A 17,313-nucleotide genomic window follows, 5' to 3' on the forward strand; every position below is an offset into this window, starting at 1 on the left:
GGAGCAGCGAATCAATGACCAGGCGCGGTCTGCCGCCAGGCCTGGGAGCGGCGCAACAAACCGCGCGAGGCCCAGGCCAGCAGCAGGGACACGCCCGCCGAGGTGAACAGAATCAGGGTCGACATCGCCGCTGCGCCGCCGACGTTGCCGGCGTCGTCCATGTTCAGCACCGCCACCGCCGCGAGGATGGTGTCGGGGCTGTAGAGGAAGATCGCTGCCGAGACGGTGGTCATGGCCGAGACGAACAGGTAGCGCACGATGTCCAGCAGCGCCGGCAGGCAGATCGGCACGGTGACGCGCAGGTAGTGCCGATACAGCGGCGCCTTGAGCGACAGCGCTGCGGCTTCGAACTCGGCATCGAGTTGGCGCAGTGCGGTGGTGGCGGTCATTTGTGCGGTGGTCAAATAGTGAGCAATGGTGCAAACCACCAGCAGGGTCATGGTCCCGTAGAGCACATGCAGCGGGTTGCCCGTGAGGTTGAAGAAGAAGACATAACCCAGGCCCAGCACCAGACCCGGCACCGCCATCGGTACGAAACTGAGCATGCGCAGTGTCAGATTCAGCCCTCGTTGGCCCTTGGTTTTTTCCATCAGGTAGGCGCCGGTGAAGATCAGCACGCTGCCGATCAACGCCGTGCATAAGGCCATCTTCACGCTGTTGCCATAGGCCAGCCAGCCACCGCCCGCGGTGTCGTTGAACTGGTAATGATTGAGCGACAGCGACAGGTTGTACGGCCAGAATTTCACCAGTGACGAATACACCGCCATGCCGAACACCAGCAGCAACACCGCGCAGATCAGCAGCACGATGGCCAGGTAGCAGCCGTCCCGCAATTTCGACGGCGCCGGTTGAAAGACCTGCGCCCGACCGCTCATGGAATCGCCGTGACGCCGACGCAACCAGGCATCGACACCGAAGCTGAACAGCGCTGGCAGCAGCAGGACCATGCCGATCAACGCGCCGCGACCGAACTGTTGCTGGCCAACCACGGCTTTGTAGGCTTCCAGCGCCAGCACTTGATAGTCGCCACCGACCACCACGGGCACGCCGAAGTCGGTGATGGTCAACGTGAAGACGAGACAGAACGCGGCGAACACGGCCTGACGCGTCGCCGGCCAGGTAATACTGCGGAAGGCTTTTGCCGGACTCGCGCCCATGCTGGAGGCGGCATCGAACAGTCGCGCATCCGCCAGGGACAGCGCCGACAGCAGAATCATCAGCGCGTGTGGGAAGGTGTAGATGACCTCACCCAGAACAATGCCCCAGAAGCCGTAGATATTGTCCGAGAGCAAACCGCGCAACATGCCCTGGTTGCCGAACAGATAAACCAGCGCAATGCCCGGCAACATCGACGGCGCCATCAGCGGCAACAGCGACATGCCGCGCCAGATACCTTTACCCGGAATCAAGGTGCGTTGCAGGGCGTAGGCAAACAGGTAGGCCAGCGGTACGACAATCGCCGCCACGCTGAGGGAAACTTTCAGGCTATTGCCGAGCAACCAGTGGAAATTGGCACTGGTCAGCAATTCACGGGCGGCCACCAGACCGCCGCCCTGCCCGGCTTCCGAACTGAAACCGCGCCAGAAGATCGCCAGCAACGGCATCAGTACCGCGACGCCGAGCAACACCAGTAACAGGACCTTGCCGCCGACCACGAACACCCGGTCGCCGATCTCGGCACGGGAGGTCTGCCGAACCTGCTTGTGCGGGATCGGCAGCGCGAGGTTCGCGCTCATCAGGCAAACACCTGCAGGCTGCGCGGAGGCAAGGCGACCATGATCTGTTGCGCGCCAAGACGCGGCATGGCTTCCGGCGCCAGTTCCGCCAGCAATGCATGACCCGGCAGTTGATCGAGTTCGAAGCTCATGCGGCAGCGGTTGCCGAGAAAGGTGATTTCGCGAACCTTGGCCGGGAACAGGTTTTCTTCATGCACGGGCGGGTTGACGCTGATCGCTTCCGGGCGGCAAAACAGACGACCCGATGCGGCGTTGCCCGAATCGGCGGCCAGGCGCATGTTCATCCCGCCGACCTGGGCGTGGCTGTCGCTGCTGCGCTGGAAGGGCAGCCAGTTGCCCTGGCCGACGAACTCCGCCACAAACGGTGTGGCCGGGCGGTCGTAGATTTCCTGCGGCGTGGCGTATTGCTCGACCTTGCCGTTGTTCATCACGGCGATGCGGTCGGCCATCAGCATGGCTTCGTCCTGATTGTGGGTGACCATCAGGGTGGTGATGCCGAGGTTGCGCTGCAATTGGCGCAGTTCGGTGCACAGGTGCTCGCGGACCCGGGCGTCGAGGGCCGACATCGGTTCGTCCAGCAGCAGCAACGAAGGTGCCGGCGCCAATGCCCGAGCGAGTGCGACGCGCTGCTGTTGGCCGCCGGACAATTGGCCGGGGTACTTTTTCTCACTGCCGATCAGGCCGACCAGCTCCAGCATCTGACCGACACGTTTGCGCACTTCATCGCGACCACTGCCGGCGAGGCCGTAGGCGATGTTCGCTTCGACGGTGAGATTGGGGAACAGCGCGTAGGACTGAAACAGAATGCCGTAGTCCCGAGCCTGAGGCGCCAGGTGGGAAACGTCGCGATCACCGAGGTACAACTCGCCGCTGTCCTGTTTCTCAAGACCAGCAATGCAACGCAATAAAGTGGTTTTGCCGCAGCCCGACGGACCGAGCAGACACACCAACTCACCGGCCGCCACGTCGAGGGACACGTTATCCAGCGCGGTGAAGGCGCCGAAGCGTTTCTGCACGCCGCGCACTTTCATCGGCGCGCCGGGGTTGGTCAGGGCAGTTGCGATCGAGTGGTTCATGGACAGGCCTCATCAAGCAGATGAAGGCCATCCTAGGTTTGTAATGCGTCCGTCATGTGGCAGTGAGGCAAAAACGGCTGATAGTGGTATTCGGGGATTTTGGTTGGGGGTTCAGGTTCTGTGTTGTTTGATCTGGCGACTTCGCGAGCAAGTCGAATCGTCGCACCGCCGCTCCCACATTTTGGAATGCGTTCCCCCTGTGGGAGCGGGCTTGCTCGCGAAGAGGCCGGCACAGTCACCGCAGGACTTAAGCCGGGGCCATTTCCTGCGCCAACCCCAGAAACGCCGCCGGCAGCCGTGCGCCTTTTCGCTCTTTGAGGCAGTACAAGTACTCGGGAATCTGCGGCGCATTCTCGATGGTCAGCACGCGCAGTTGCGGATCATGCGGCACTTCCTGCCGGGCAATGATGCTGATGCCTATGTTGCGCAACACCGCCTCACGGATCGACTCACGGCTGCCAATCTCCAGCAGCGGCCCGAAACTCACCCCGGCGCTGGCCAGCAATTCCTCGGTCAGGCGTCGAGTGGTCGAACCCGATTCGCGCATCAATAACGTATGCCCGGCCAACGCACTGAGCGGCACATGGTCGTGAATCGCCAGCGGATGATTGCGATGCACCGCCAGCACCAGCGGATCGCTGCCGAGCACCCGGCGAATCAGCCGTGCATCGTCGAGCAACTGCGACGACGCCGCGACATCCACCCGATAATCCTCCAGCGCTTCAAGTACTTGCTGGGAGTTGCCGATCTCCACTGACACTTCCACCTGCGGCAAGCGCTCGCGGAAGGTCTTCACCAGATCGAGGATGTAATACGGCGCAGTCGCGGCAATGCGCAACGTGCCTTGGACCTGACCGCTGTTGCGCAGGAAAAACTCGATGTCGGCTTCCTGCTGCAACAGCACCTTGACCATCGGCAACAGCCGCGCACCTTCATCGCTGACGCTGAGGCGGCGGCCGCCACGGTAGAACAGTTCAACCGAGTACTGACTTTCCAGATTGCGAATCTGCGTGGTCACCGTGGGTTGGCTCAGGCCGAGCTTTTTCGCCGCCAGGGTAATGCTGCCCAGGCGAGCAACCATGTAAAACGCCTTCAGCTCGGCACTCAGCACACCCTTCCCCCATCGCTTATTTGCGCAACAGGCGCAAACCGTTAAACACCACCAACAGGCTCACGCCCATGTCGGCGAACACCGCCATCCACATGGTGGCGATCCCGGCGAAGGTTACCCCAAGAAAGATCGCTTTGATGACCAATGCCAAGGCAATGTTCTGTTTGAGGATGCTTGAGGTTTGCCGTGACAGCCGGATGAAGGTCGGGATCTTGCGCAGATCGTCGTCCATCAGGGCGACATCGGCGGTCTCGATGGCGGTATCGGTGCCCGCCGCCGCCATGGCAAAACCGATCTCGGCTCGCGCCAGCGCCGGAGCGTCGTTGATACCGTCGCCGACCATGCCGACGTTATGGCCCCGGGCATAAAGGGCGTCGATGGCTTGCAGCTTGTCGGTCGGCAGCAGATCGCCCTTGGCCTCGTCGATGCCGACTTGCGCGGCAATCGCCTGAGCGGTGTGGACGTTGTCGCCGGTCAGCATCAGGGTTTTGATGCCCAGCTCGTGCAGTTGCTGGATCGCCTCGCGGCTGGACTCTTTCACGGTGTCGGCCACAGCGAACAGCGCCAATGGGCCGGATTTGTCGAGCAGCAGCACCACGGACTTGCCCTGTTTCTCCAGCGCGAACAGCTTTTCCTCCAGCGCAGGCGAGCACAGGTTCAGTTCTTCCACTAAACGGTGATTACCCAAGTGGTAAACCTGACCGTTAATTTCGCCGCGCACTCCGCGACCGGCCAGTGCCTCAAAGTTATCCACAATCAGCGGAGCGAATTGTTTATCCACAGCCGCGTTGGCAATGGCCAAGGACACCGGGTGATCGGAGCGACCGGCCAGCGCCGCCGCAATCGCCGGGGCTGATGCGTCCGCGGTCGGATCAAGCGACAGGTAATCGGTCTGCACCGGTTTGCCGTGCGTGATGGTGCCGGTCTTGTCCAAGGCCAGGTAATCGAGCTTGTAACCGCCCTCCAGATAGACGCCGCCCTTCACCAGAATGCCTTTGCGCGCCGCCGCCGCGAGGCCGCTGACGATGGTCACCGGGGTGGAAATCACCAGCGCACATGGGCAGGCGACCACCAGCAACACCAGCGCTCGGTAGATCCAGTCGAACCATACGGCGCCCATGAACAGCGGCGGGATTACCGCAACGGCGAGCGCCAGGATGAACACCGCCGGGGTGTAGATTTTCGAGAAGCTGTCGACGAAACGCTGGGTCGGCGCCCGCGCGCCCTGGGCCTGTTCCACGGCGTGGATGATTCGCGCCAGGGTCGAGTTGTTGGCCGCCGCGGTTACCGAGTATTCCAGGGAGCCAGACTGGTTGATGGTGCCGGCGAAGACTTTATCGCCGATGGTCTTCTCCACCGGCAGGCTTTCACCGGTGATCGGCGCCTGATCGATGGTTGAACTGCCCGACACCACTTCACCGTCCAGACCGATCCGCTCGCCGGGACGTACCCGCACTCGTGCCCCCAACTCGATGGCTTTGACCGGCTGCAAGACCCAACTACCGTCGGCCTGCTGCACCGTGGCCTGTTCCGGGGCCATCTGCATCAGACCACCGATGGCGTTGCGTGCCCGGTCCAAAGACTTGGCTTCGATCAACTCGGCCACGGTGAACAGGAACATCACCATCGCCGCTTCCGGCCATTGACCGATCAGGATCGCGCCGGTCACCGCGATGCTCATCAGCGCGTTGATGTTCAGGTTGAGGTTTTTAAGTGCGATCCAGCCTTTTTTATAGGTGCCGAGGCCGCCGCTGAGGATCGAGATCAACGCGATGACCGCCACCACCCAGTTCGGCGCAGCGTTGGTGAAGTGGATAACTTCGGCGACCAACGCGCCAACACCCGACAGCGCCAAGGGCCACCAGGGCTTTTTCTCGGGCGCCGGTGCTGGCAGTTCAGCGCCCTGCTCCAGCGGCTCGGCCAGCATGCCGAGGGACTTGATCGCGTCGATGATCGGCGCGGTGCTCGGCAGGTCATGGGTGACGCCCAACACGCGGTTGATCAGGTTGAATTCCAGTTGCTGCACGCCCACGAGTTTGCCGAGTTTGTTCTCGATCAGCGTCTGCTCGGTCGGGCAATCCATGGCGTCGATGCGGAAATTGCTCAGTCGCGCGCCAGCCGTTGTGGTTTCACTCAACTTGATCAGCGACGGTGCAGCCACTTTGGCGGAACAGCAGGAATCCCCGTGGCCGCCATGCTCATGCTCATGCTTCTGCACAGGCTGCAGCTTGTGGCTGTGATCGTGATCGTGATCGTGATCGTGATCGTGATCGTGATCGTGATCAGCCTCGGGTTTGTGCGTGTGAAGGGAATCGCTCATTGGGTCGCGTCCGGAAAGGTGCCTGTTGCCAAGTAAAGACCCTGTAGCCACTATAGGGTCAAGCACCCTTTTGGAGATTGTCGTCATGAAGATCGGAGAACTGGCCAAACTCACCGACTGCGCCGTGGAAACCATTCGCTACTACGAGCGCGAAAACCTGCTGCCGGAGCCGGCACGTAGCGACGGCAACTACCGCGTCTACACCCAGGCCCACGCCGAGCGCCTGACTTTCATCCGCAACTGCCGCACCCTCGACATGACGCTGGAAGAAATCCGCAGCCTGCTGGCCCTGCGCGACAGTCCGCAGGATCAGTGTGAAAGCGTGAATGCGTTGATCGACGAACACATTCATCACGTGAAGGCGCGGATCGACGGGTTGATGGCGTTGCAGACACAGCTGCTCGACCTGCGCCAACGTTGCAGCGAAGGGCCGGATATCGATCAGTGCGGGATTTTGCAGCGGCTGGAGGTCAGTGGCGGGGTTGTGGCGACGGAGGTTGAGCATTCCCATGTTGGCCGCAGTCACGGCCACTGAAAACACCACAAAACCCTGTAGGAGCCGAGCTTGCTCGCGATAGCGGTTAGTCAGACACATCAATGTTGAATGTGCTGCCGCCATCGCGAGCAAGCTCGGCTCCTACAGGATCTGCGGTAGTTCTTTAGACCGCCATCGGCGCGGTCATTGGGGCGTGGTGTTCGTAGCCTTCCAGCGAAAAATCGCTCGGCTCGATCAACTCCAGCCACTCCGGCTGATAAACACCGGTCTTGGCAAACTCAGGCACACGGTCGCTGATCACCAGTTTCGGCATCGGGAACGGCTCGCGCTTGAGCTGTTCATTGAGCATGTCCAAATGGTTTTCATAAACGTGGGCATCACCAATGAAATAGGTGAACCAGCGCGGCGTGTAGCCGGTCAGGCGACCGATCAAGCTCAGCAGCGCGGCGCCTTCGGTGAGGTTGAACGGCGTGCCCAGGCCCAGGTCGTTCGAACGGATGTAGAGGGTCAAAGAAATCTCTTTGGTCTCGACGTTCGGGTGGAACTGGTACAGCAAATGGCACGGCGGCAAGGCCATTTCATCAAGTTGGGCCACGTTCCAGCCGTGGAACAGGATGCGGCGGCTGCCTGGGTCTTTGATGATGGTGTCGACACACTGGCGGATCTGGTCGATCGCCTTGTACAGCACCACGTAAGCCTGGCCGTCTTCTTCACCTTCGGCGATCTGGCGGTAGCCCTGATTCAGGGTCTGCTCGATGGCGGCCTGGTTGCTGACCGGGATCTGCTTGTATGCCGGCCATTTGCGCCATTGCACGCCGTAGATCTCGCCGAGGTCGTCTTCGCCCTGACGGAACGGATTGGCCAGCCACTGGGCGTTTTCGTTGGCGTTCTGATCCCAGACCTTGCAGCCCAGCGCACGGAACTCGGCGGCGTTGTTCACCCCGCGCAGAAAACCGCACATCTCGCCGATAGCCGATTTGAAGGCCATTTTGCGGGTGGTGATCGCCGGAAAACCTTCCTTCAGGTCATAACGCAGCATCGCGCCAGGGAAGCTGATGGTGTTCACGCCAGTGCGGTTGGCCTGTTTGGTGCCGTTCTTGATGACGTGGGCGACCAGTTCGAGATATTGCTTCATGAGTTACCTGTGTCCTTGAACCCGGGACCGTCGCCCCGGGGTTCGAATTTATACAGCCGCCGCTGGAGCCGCCGGTGCACGGTGATACGCCAGCCAGATCAGGTACAGACCGCCGACGATCATCGGTACGCACAGCACCTGACCCATGGTCAGCCAGTTCCAGGCCAGATAGCCCAGTTGCGCGTCCGGTACGCGGACGAATTCGACGATGAAACGGAAGATGCCATAGAACAGCGCGAACATCCCGGACACCGCCATGGTCGGCCGCGGCTTGCGCGAGAACAACCAGAGAATGGCGAACAGCGCCACGCCTTCGAGCGCGAACTGATAGAGCTGCGACGGGTGGCGCGCCAGTTGCGCCGGATCGGTCGGGAAGACCATCGCCCACGGCACATCGGTGGCCTTGCCCCACAACTCGGCGTTGATGAAGTTGCCGATACGTCCGGCGCCCAGACCGATCGGCACCATCGGTGCGACGAAGTCCATCAGCTGGAAGAACGACTTGCCGTTCTTTTTACCGAACCACAACGCGGCCAGCATCACACCGATGAACCCGCCGTGGAACGACATGCCGCCCTTCCACACTTCAAAGATCAACAACGGGTTGGCGATGTAAGCACTCAGATCGTAGAACAGCACATAGCCCAAGCGGCCGCCGACAATGACGCCCATCGACATCCAGAACACCATGTCGGAGAGTTTCTCTTTACTCCAGGTCGGGTCGAAGCGGTTCAACCGGCGCGACGCCAGCAGCCAGGCGCCGCCGATGCCGATCAGGTACATCAAGCCGTACCAGTGGATTTTCAGCGGACCGATGGCCAATGCCACCGGGTCGATCTGCGGGTAAGGCAGCATTGCGACTCCTCGTTAGAGTTGAAACCTTTAAAATTCCCGGGCGACGCTGTCACGCCAGGATTAAGCCAGGATTGCGCTGCGTCAGAGCAGGAAATTCAAGCCCACGCAGAACAGCAAAGCGGCGAACAGTCTTTTCAGCAACCTCGGCGACAGGCTGTGAGCCAGTCGTGCGCCAAGGCGGGCGAAGAACATGCTGGTCAGGGCAATCCCCAGCAGCGCCGGCAAATAAACAAAACCGAGACTATGGGCCGGCAACAATGGATCGTGCCAGCCCAGAATCATGAAAAATAATGCACTGGACAACGCAATCGGCAGGCCGCAGGCAGATGAAGTCGCCACGGCTTGCTGCATCGGTACGCTGCGCCAGGTCAGGAACGGCACCGTCAGCGAGCCGCCACCAATCCCGAAAATCGCCGAGGCCCAGCCAATCACACTGCCGGCCACGGTCAGACCGACTTTACCCGGCACCGTTCGACTGGCCTTGGGTTTGAAATCCAGTGCCAGTTGCGCAGCGATGACCAGGGCGAAGACGCCAATGATTTTCTGCAGGTTGGGCCCGGAGATCGCTTCAGCCGTCAGCGCGCCGAAACCGGCGCCGATGAGAATACCGAGGGTCATCCAGGCAAAAATCGGCCAACGTACGGCACCGCGGCGGTGATGCTCGCGGATCGCATTGACCGAGGTAAATATGATTGTCGCCAGGGACGTGCCGACCGCCAGGTGCGTGAGGATCGACGGATCGAACCCTTGCAGCTTGAAACTGTAGACCAGCACCGGAACGATAATGATCCCGCCGCCGACCCCGAACAGCCCGGCCAGCACACCTGCACAGGCGCCGAGCGCCAGATAGAGCAGAAATTCCATGCGCATCCCCAAATGAGAGCGGCATGGTAACGGATGCATGGCCTCAAGCTCCACTGGATGGCGATGGATACCCACACGATGACTGAGTAGAGTGGGCAGAAAACACACAAGGACTGCCTTATGTGCCTGATTGTTTTCGCTTGGCGGCCGGGTCACGCCCAGCCGCTGATCGTGGCGGCCAACCGCGACGAATTCTATGCCCGGCCCAGCCTGCCGCTGGCGCAGTGGCCCGAAGCACCCCACGTGCATGCCGGTCGCGACCTGGAAGCCGGAGGCACCTGGCTCGGTGTTGGCGCCCATGGACGCTTCGCCGCACTGACCAATATCCGCGATCCGCATCAGCCGCCCGCGCGCAAATCGCGAGGTGAACTGGTCGCGCGATTCCTGACCGGCGACATGTCGATAGATGACTACTTGACGGACGTTGTCGGACGTTCACTGGAATATGCCGGATTTAACCTGCTGGTCGGCAATGCCAACGAACTGTGGCACTTCAATGCCCGAGAGACTGAGGCGGTGATGCTGCCACCGGGGGTTTATGGGTTGTCGAACGCCGGGCTGGATACGCCGTGGCCGAAACTGCTCAAAGCGCGGGCAGCGCTGGAGGAAGTGCTGGACGATCCGCACCCCCAGGCTTTATTGGCGTTGCTGAATGATCCGCAGACGGCACCGTTTGCCGAACTGCCGGATACCGGAGTCGGATTGGCCACCGAGACGTTGCTGTCGAGTGTGTTTATTGCCAGTCCGACTTATGGGACGCGAGCGAGTACGGCGTTGATTGTTCAGGCGGATGGGACGCGGTGGATGGTGGAGCGGAGTTTTGGGCCGTATGGCGGGCATTTAGGGGAAGTTGAGATCCGGGTTTAGCGCTGTCAGGACTGACGCCTTCGCGAGCAAGCCCGCTCCCACAGGGGATTTGCGTCGATCACAAATCCCCTGTGGGAGCGGGCTTGCTCGCGAAGGGTCCGTCAGCGTTTAGAGGGTCTTGGCCGAAGCCGGATTGATCATCCGCGCCAACCCTAGGTTCTTCAGCGCCAGTTGCAGCGAGCTGTGGATAACTTGCGGGTTGTCGATGGTCATCAATTCCGCGAGCAATTCCTTGGCCTTGCTCAGGTTGATCTGACGCAACATCCACTTCACTTTCGGCAAGTTGGTGGCGTTCATCGACAGGCTGTCGAAGCCCATCGCCATCAACAGCACTGCCGCCGCCGGGTCACCGGCCATCTCACCGCAGATACTCACTGGCTTGCCTTCGGCATGAGCGTCACGCACCACGCTCTGAAGGGCTTGCAGCACCGCTGGGTGCAGGTAGTCGTAGAGGTCGGCTACCCGCGGGTTGTTTCGGTCCACCGCCAACAGGTACTGGGTCAGGTCGTTGGAACCGACCGACAGGAAGTCCACTTGCCGCGCCAGTTCCTTGGTCTGATAAACCGCCGCCGGAATTTCGATCATCACGCCGATCGGCGGCATAGGCACGTCGCAGCCTTCGTCGCGGACTTCGCCCCAGGCCCGGTGAATCAGGTGCAGGGCTTCTTCCAGTTCGTGGGTGCCGGAGATCATCGGCAGCAGAATCCGCAGGTTGTTCAAGCCTTCGCTGGCCTTGAGCATGGCGCGGGTCTGCACCAGGAAGATTTCCGGGTGGTCGAGCGTGACGCGAATGCCGCGCCAGCCGAGGAACGGGTTGTCTTCCTTGATCGGGAAGTACGACAGCGACTTGTCGCCGCCGATGTCCAGGCTGCGCATGGTCACCGGTTGCGGGTGGAATGCAGCGAGTTGCTCGCGATAAATCGCCAGTTGCTCCTTTTCGCTTGGGAACCTCTGATTGATCATGAACGGCACTTCGGTGCGGTACAGACCGACGCCTTCAGCCCCACGCTTCTGCGCTCGCGCTACATCCGCCAGCAGGCCGGTGTTGACCCACAGCGGCATGCGGTGGCCATCGACGGTCACGCACGGCAAGTCCCGCAGTGCATCCAGCCCGAGGGCCAGTTGTTTCTCTTCCTCGACCACTTCGGCGAACTGCTTGCGCAGCACTTCGCTGGGGTTGGTGTAGACCTCGCCGTGGTAGCCGTCGACGATCATCTGGATGCCGTCGACCTTGGAATACGGCAAGTCGACCAGGCCCATCACCGTCGGGATACCCATGGCGCGCGCCAGGATCGCCACGTGGGAGTTGCCGGAACCGAGTACCGACACCAGACCGACCAGCTTGCCTTCCGGCACCTCGCCGAGCATTGCCGGCGTCAGTTCTTCGCTGATCAGAATGGTGTTGTCGGGGTAGACCAGGGTCTGTTGACGCTCTTCCTGCAAGTAAGCCAGCAAACGTCGACCGAGGTCTTTGACGTCCGAGGCGCGCTCACGCAGGTAGGCGTCGTCCATCAATTCGAAACGGTTGACGTGCTCGGCAACCACCTGACGCAACGCGCCCTGGGCCCACTGGCCAGTCTTGATCACGGTGGTGATTTCGCTGCCGAGCGAGGCATCGTCGAGCATCATCAGGTAAACATCGAACAGCGCGCGCTCTTCCGGGCGCAACTGGTTCGCCAGTTTGGCGGACAAGGCGCGCATGTCGGCGCGCACGCCTTCGATGGCAGTCTTGAACAGCGCGAGTTCGGCGGCGATGTCGGTGATGGTCTTGTCCGGCACCACGTCCAGATCGGCCGGCGGCAGCATGACCACCGCGGTACCGACCGCCGCACCCGGCGAACCCGGTACGCCGATGAACTTGGCTTCCTGGATGCCCTTGCCCTGACGGCCCAGCCCCCGAATCGAACCGGTGGCTTCGGCGTGGGCGATAACGCCGGCAAGCTGCGCGCTCATGGTCACGAGGAAGGCTTCTTCACCTTCGTCGAACTGGCGGCGTTCTTTTTGCTGAATGACCAACACGCCGACGACGCGGCGGTGGTGAATGATCGGCGCCCCGAGGAACGAGGCGTAGCGTTCTTCACCGGTCTCGGCGAAGTAACGGTAGCGCGGGTGATCCGCGGCGTTTTCGAGGTTCAGGGGTTCTTCACGCGTGCCGACCAGGCCAACCAGACCTTCGTTGGGTGCCATGCTGACTTTGCCGATCGAGCGCTTGTTCAAGCCCTCGGTGGCCATCAGCACGAAACGGTTGGTTTCAGGGTCAAGCAAGTAGACCGAGCAGACCTGGCTGCCCATGGCCTCTTTGACGCGCAACACAATAATCCCCAACGCCGCCTTGAGATCCTTGGCGGAGTTAACTTCCTGGACGATCTTGCGCAGCGTATTGAGCATGGCTCGGGGTCGAACTCCGTCGTCAGTCGCGCGATAAAAGGCGCGGGGCAAGCTCTTTGAGAGCGCGTCGATACACTTCGCGCTTGAATGTCACCACCTGGCCCAACGGATACCAATAGCTGACCCAGCGCCAGCCATCGAATTCCGGTTTACCGGTCAAATCCATCCGCACCCGCTGCTCGTTGGAGACCAGGCGCAGGAGAAACCATTTCTGTTTCTGGCCGATGCACAGCGGTTGGCTGTGCGTGCGGACCAGACGTTGCGGCAAACGATAGCGCAACCAGCCCCGGGTGCAGGCGAGAATTTCAACATCTTCGCGCTCAAGCCCCACTTCTTCGTTCAACTCGCGGTACAAGGCGTCTTCCGGCGTCTCCTGGGGGTTGATCCCGCCCTGTGGAAACTGCCAGGCATCTTGATTGATACGGCGAGCCCATAGCACCTGTCCGGCATCATTCGTGAGAATGATCCCGACATTGGGGCGGAAACCATCGGGGTCGATCACGGCAACAACCTCGCAAACGCATGTCGCCGCATTGTTCCACAAAGGTTGTGATAGCAGCAACGAGCCGGCCTACCTTATGTGCACTCTTGTGAAAAGTCCGTATTCTGAACGCCTTTCTACAGACTTTTCAGCGAGTAACTGCAATGCGGCTGGCTTTATTCGACTTGGACAACACGCTCTTGGGCGGTGACAGTGACCACGCCTGGGGCGATTACCTGTGCGAACGCGGCTTCCTCGACGCCGTCGCCTACAAGGCACGCAACGACGAGTTCTATCAGGATTACCTGGCCGGCAAACTGGATAACGATGCCTACCTGAACTTCTGCCTGGAAGTGCTCGGCCGCACCGAGATGGCCACGCTGGATCAATGGCATCTGGATTACATGCGCGATTGCATTGAGCCGATTGTGTTGCCCAAGGGTCTCGAACTGCTGGCCAAGCACCGCGAGGCGGGTGACAAGTTGGTGATCATCACCGCGACCAACCGTTTTGTTACCGGGCCGATTGCCCAGCGTCTGGGCGTCGAAACCCTGATCGCCACGGAATGTGAAATGGTTGATGGCCGCTACACCGGGCGCAGCACTGATGTCCCGTGCTTCCGGGAAGGCAAGGTCACAAGGCTGAGTCGTTGGCTGGAAGAGACCGGGCATTCGCTGGCAGACAGTTACTTCTACAGCGACTCGATGAATGATTTGGCGCTGCTTGAGCAGGTCACGAATCCGATCGCCGTCGACCCGGACCCGAATCTGCGCGCTGAAGCCGAGAAGCGTGGCTGGCCGGTAATTTCGTTGCGTGACTGATATCGCCTTCGCGAGCAAGCCCGCTCCCACAAGGTTCTGCTGTGTGACATAGATAGCATTTACAGCAGAGACCCCTGTGGGAGCGGGCTTGCCCGCGAAGGGGTCGACTCGGTCTGTAGCCTTAAACCGGCTTCGCGCCCATCAACCCCGCAATCGCGATAAAACAGACGAAGCTGAACAGTGCGATGGCGAAAGTGAGCTTGCCGCTGCCACTCGGAACAGTGCGCAGTTTGTTCAGCCGCACCAGCAACCAGAACCAGCCCAACGCCGCGACGGTGTAAAGCACACTGGAAGCCAACAACCAGATCTGCCCCAGCGGCCAGCCCACCAGATGCACCATCCACCAGCCGGTAAACGGCATGCTCAGCAGCGCCAGCCCCATCACCAGCCAGATGAACACTCGCGGCCGCTGCAATGTGCGCGCATGAGCCGTTGCGTCGCCGTTACGGCGCGTACGCCACACCCAGATCGCCAGACCCAGTGCGCTGACCAGCAGCAACACCGTCGCCACCATATGAGCGACTTTCAGGGCGGTTAACGTTTCCATTGTTCGATTTCCTTATAGCCTGGCCATCAGCGTAGCCGCTCAGCCGAGAAACAGCTGATAGGCCGGGTTGTCGCTTTCGTCCCAGTACGGGTAGCCGATTTCTTCCAGCGCTGCGGGCACCAGATGGCGTTCATCGTGAGGCACTTGCAGGCCCGCGACCACACGACCATCCGCTGCGCCATGGTTGCGGTAATGGAACATCGAGATGTTCCAGCGCCCACCGAGCTTGTTGAGGAAGTTGAACAGCGCGCCCGGACGCTCCGGGAATTCAAAGCGCAGAATCACTTCATCCACCACATGCGCCGCACGTCCGCCAACCATGTGACGGATGTGCAACTTGGCCAACTCGTTGTCGGTCAGGTCGAGCACCGGAAAACCCTGCTCCGTCAGGCTGGCAAGCAGCGCACTGCGCGGATCGTTTTCCGGGTGTGTCTGCACGCCGACAAAGATGTGCGCCTCGTTGCCGGTGTTGTAGCGGTAGTTAAATTCTGTGATCTGGCGCTTGCCGATGGCTTCGCAGAACGCCTTGAAGCTGCCCGGTTTCTCGGGAATCGTCACGGCAATGATAGCTTCGCGGCCCTCGCCCAGCTCAGCACGCTCGGCGACGTGGCGCAGGCGGTCGAAGTTGACGTTGGCGCCAGAGTCGATGGCCACGAAGGTATGCCCGGTGACGCCGCGTTGCTCGACGTACTTCTTGATCCCGGCCACGCCCAAGGCGCCGGCAGGTTCGGTGATCGAGCGGGTATCGTCGTAGATGTCCTTGATCGCCGCGCAGATTTCATCGGTACTGACGGTGATCACTTCATCGACATAGTCTTTGCAGATGTCGAACGTGTGCTGACCAATCTGCGCCACGGCGACGCCGTCGGCGAAGAGGCCCACGGTCGGCAGGATCACACGCTCGCCAGCGGCCATGGCGGCTTGCAGGCAGTTGGAGTCGTCCGGCTCGACGCCGATGATTTTGATTTCAGGCCGCAGGTACTTCACGTACGCCGCGATCCCGGCGATCAATCCGCCACCACCCACCGGGACGAAGATCGCGTCCAGACGGCCAGGGTGCTGGCGCAGGATCTCCATCGCCACCGTGCCCTGCCCGGCAATGGTGTGGGGATCGTCGTAAGGGTGGATGTAGACGTAGCCTTTTTCGTCGACCAGTTTCAGCGAGTAGGCCAGGGCTTCCGGGAACGAATCCCCGTGCAGCACCACTTTGCCGCCGCGTGAACGCACGCCTTCGACTTTGATTTCCGGGGTGGTCTTGGGCATCACGATGGTCGCTTTCACGCCCAACACTTTCGCCGCCAGGGCCAGGCCTTGGGCATGGTTGCCCGCGGAAGCAGTGACCACGCCACGAGCGCGCTCTTCATCGGAAAGCTGCGTGAGCTTGTTATAGGCGCCACGAATCTTGAACGAGAACACCGGCTGCAAGTCTTCGCGCTTGAGCCAAATACTGTTGCCCAGCCGCTCGGAGAGCTGGCGGGCAGTCTGCAATGGGGTTTCTACGGCAACGTCATAAACGCGCGAGGTGAGGATCTTTTTGACGTACTGTTCGAGCATCGGAAAGCATCACTGAGCGGGTTGGGCAGGGCCAAGGAGTCTAACCCGGCTTTCGGCTGGGCGACCACACGAATCAAGAGGTTTTAGCCTTCGCAGACACCGCAGATCCATTGTGGCGAGGGGATTTATCCCCGTTGGAGTGCGAAGCGCTCCCCAGCATTCCCCCAGATACACCGCACTCTCAGGTTTTACGACGGCTGCGCCGCCGAACGGGGATGAATCCCCTCGCCACAGGAGGTTTTAGCCCGGCATGGGGCTATAATGCCGGCCTTTCCGTTCTTCCCTTGCCCGCTTCGGAGCCCGCATGACCCAGGATCAACTCAAACAGGCAGTGGCTCAGGCCGCCGTCGACTTCATCCTCCCGAAACTCGACGACAAGAGCATCGTCGGGGTCGGCACCGGCTCCACCGCCAACTGCTTCATCGACGCACTGGCCAAGCACAAAGGCGCGTTCGACGGCGCGGTCGCCAGTTCCGAAGCCACCGCTGCCCGCCTCAAGGGCCACGGCATTCCGGTGTATGAGCTGAACACGGTCAGCGACCTGGAGTTCTACGTCGACGGCGCCGATGAAAGCGACGAGCACCTGAACCTGATCAAGGGCGGCGGCGCAGCCCTGACCCGCGAGAAGATTGTCGCGGCTGTGGCCAAGACCTTCATCTGCATCGCCGACGCCAGCAAACTGGTGCCAGTGCTCGGTGCGTTCCCGCTGCCGGTGGAAGTGATCCCGATGGCCCGCAGCCACGTGGCCCGCGAGCTGGTGAAGCTCGGCGGCGACCCGGTCTACCGCGAAGGCGTGCTGACCGACAACGGCAACATCATCCTCGACGTGTTCAACATGCAGATCACCAACCCGGTGGAGCTGGAGACGCAGATCAATGCGATCGTCGGCGTGGTCACCAACGGTTTGTTCGCGGCACGTCCGGCGGATTTGCTGCTGCTGGGTACCAGCGAAGGCGTGAAAACCCTGCGCGCCCAGTAAGCCAAACACAAAACCCTTTGTGGGAGCGGGCTTGCTCGCGAATGCGGTGTGTCAGTCAATAGAGATGTCGACTGACACACCGC

The 17,313-nt window shown here is 61.1% G+C and carries 15 protein-coding genes; 4 read left to right on the plus strand and 11 right to left on the minus strand.

The window, feature by feature from the left end; all coding sequences use genetic code 11:
• Window positions 1–11: 11 nt before the first annotated feature.
• The 4 genes from KGB03_RS24460 to KGB03_RS24475 form a co-directional block, all read right to left on the minus strand.
• On the minus strand, window positions 12–1,736 hold the full coding sequence (locus KGB03_RS24460; RefSeq protein ID WP_223529566.1) for a putative 2-aminoethylphosphonate ABC transporter permease subunit: 1,725 nt from the start codon (window positions 1,734–1,736) through the stop codon (window positions 12–14).
• Window positions 1,736–2,812 carry a putative 2-aminoethylphosphonate ABC transporter ATP-binding protein gene (locus tag KGB03_RS24465; protein WP_218536669.1) on the minus strand — a complete coding sequence of 359 codons (1,077 nt, stop codon included), beginning with the start codon at window positions 2,810–2,812 and terminating at the stop codon, window positions 1,736–1,738. Before KGB03_RS24465 ends, KGB03_RS24460 begins: the two co-directional genes overlap by 1 nt.
• A 247-nt stretch (window positions 2,813–3,059) precedes the next feature.
• Complete coding sequence (locus KGB03_RS24470; RefSeq protein ID WP_223529568.1) at window positions 3,060–3,923, minus strand: LysR family transcriptional regulator; 864 nt, start codon at window positions 3,921–3,923, stop codon at window positions 3,060–3,062.
• Window positions 3,924–3,939: 16 nt separating this feature from the next.
• Complete coding sequence (locus tag KGB03_RS24475) at window positions 3,940–6,243, minus strand: heavy metal translocating P-type ATPase (protein ID WP_223529570.1); 2,304 nt, start codon at window positions 6,241–6,243, stop codon at window positions 3,940–3,942.
• A gap of 85 nt (window positions 6,244–6,328) precedes the next feature.
• Here KGB03_RS24475 and cadR point away from each other — a divergent pair, with 85 nt between their 5' ends.
• On the plus strand, window positions 6,329–6,778 hold the full coding sequence (gene cadR, locus KGB03_RS24480) for a Cd(II)/Pb(II)-responsive transcriptional regulator (protein ID WP_056738877.1): 450 nt from the start codon (window positions 6,329–6,331) through the stop codon (window positions 6,776–6,778).
• A 124-nt stretch (window positions 6,779–6,902) separates the two neighbouring features.
• On the opposite strand, the gene KGB03_RS24485 is transcribed toward cadR, so the two are convergent.
• The 3 genes from KGB03_RS24485 to KGB03_RS24495 all read right to left on the minus strand — a co-directional run bounded on the left by KGB03_RS24485 (window position 6,903) and on the right by KGB03_RS24495 (window position 9,593).
• Entirely contained in the window at window positions 6,903–7,874 is a 972-nt protein-coding gene (locus KGB03_RS24485; protein ID WP_111448410.1) for a thymidylate synthase, read from the minus strand.
• A gap of 48 nt (window positions 7,875–7,922) precedes the next feature.
• On the minus strand, window positions 7,923–8,729 hold the full coding sequence (gene lgt, locus KGB03_RS24490) for a prolipoprotein diacylglyceryl transferase (protein ID WP_111448409.1): 807 nt from the start codon (window positions 8,727–8,729) through the stop codon (window positions 7,923–7,925).
• 81 nt (window positions 8,730–8,810) lie between these two features.
• Window positions 8,811–9,593, minus strand: coding sequence for a sulfite exporter TauE/SafE family protein (locus KGB03_RS24495; RefSeq protein ID WP_033053392.1), 783 nt, complete (start codon window positions 9,591–9,593; stop codon window positions 8,811–8,813).
• Between the two features lie 120 nt (window positions 9,594–9,713).
• Here KGB03_RS24495 and KGB03_RS24500 point away from each other — a divergent pair, with 120 nt between their 5' ends.
• Window positions 9,714–10,460 (plus strand): NRDE family protein, encoded by a 747-nt coding sequence (locus tag KGB03_RS24500; RefSeq protein WP_223529576.1) that lies wholly within the window; start codon window positions 9,714–9,716, stop codon window positions 10,458–10,460.
• A gap of 108 nt (window positions 10,461–10,568) precedes the next feature.
• Here the strand turns inward: KGB03_RS24500 and ptsP are convergent, their stop codons facing one another.
• On the minus strand, window positions 10,569–12,848 hold the full coding sequence (gene ptsP / locus KGB03_RS24505; RefSeq protein WP_111448407.1) for a phosphoenolpyruvate--protein phosphotransferase: 2,280 nt from the start codon (window positions 12,846–12,848) through the stop codon (window positions 10,569–10,571).
• A 22-nt stretch (window positions 12,849–12,870) separates the two neighbouring features.
• Window positions 12,871–13,350, minus strand: a complete 480-nt coding sequence (locus KGB03_RS24510; RefSeq protein ID WP_008150514.1) for an RNA pyrophosphohydrolase — start codon at window positions 13,348–13,350, stop codon at window positions 12,871–12,873.
• Window positions 13,351–13,493: 143 nt separating this feature from the next.
• Between KGB03_RS24510 and KGB03_RS24515 the strand changes: the two genes are divergently transcribed.
• The gene (locus KGB03_RS24515; protein WP_218536665.1) at window positions 13,494–14,150 is read left to right on the plus strand and encodes an HAD family hydrolase; all 657 of its coding nucleotides are present in this window, start codon (window positions 13,494–13,496) and stop codon (window positions 14,148–14,150) included.
• A 121-nt stretch (window positions 14,151–14,271) separates the two neighbouring features.
• On the opposite strand, the gene KGB03_RS24520 is transcribed toward KGB03_RS24515, so the two are convergent.
• Together KGB03_RS24520 and ilvA are read right to left on the minus strand one after the other, a co-directional pair.
• On the minus strand, window positions 14,272–14,697 hold the full coding sequence (locus tag KGB03_RS24520; protein WP_192409070.1) for a DUF2269 domain-containing protein: 426 nt from the start codon (window positions 14,695–14,697) through the stop codon (window positions 14,272–14,274).
• A gap of 39 nt (window positions 14,698–14,736) precedes the next feature.
• The gene (ilvA, locus tag KGB03_RS24525) at window positions 14,737–16,251 is read right to left on the minus strand and encodes a threonine ammonia-lyase, biosynthetic (protein ID WP_192409068.1); all 1,515 of its coding nucleotides are present in this window, start codon (window positions 16,249–16,251) and stop codon (window positions 14,737–14,739) included.
• Window positions 16,252–16,555: 304 nt separating this feature from the next.
• Here ilvA and rpiA point away from each other — a divergent pair, with 304 nt between their 5' ends.
• Window positions 16,556–17,230: a ribose-5-phosphate isomerase RpiA gene (gene rpiA, locus KGB03_RS24530; RefSeq protein WP_111448403.1), complete on the plus strand. Its 675-nt coding sequence runs from the start codon at window positions 16,556–16,558 to the stop codon at window positions 17,228–17,230.
• The last annotated feature ends 83 nt before the right edge of the window (window positions 17,231–17,313 follow it).

The sequence above is a fragment of the Pseudomonas sp. BF-B-26 genome (assembly GCF_019956495.1).
GTDB lineage: Bacteria > Pseudomonadota > Gammaproteobacteria > Pseudomonadales > Pseudomonadaceae > Aquipseudomonas.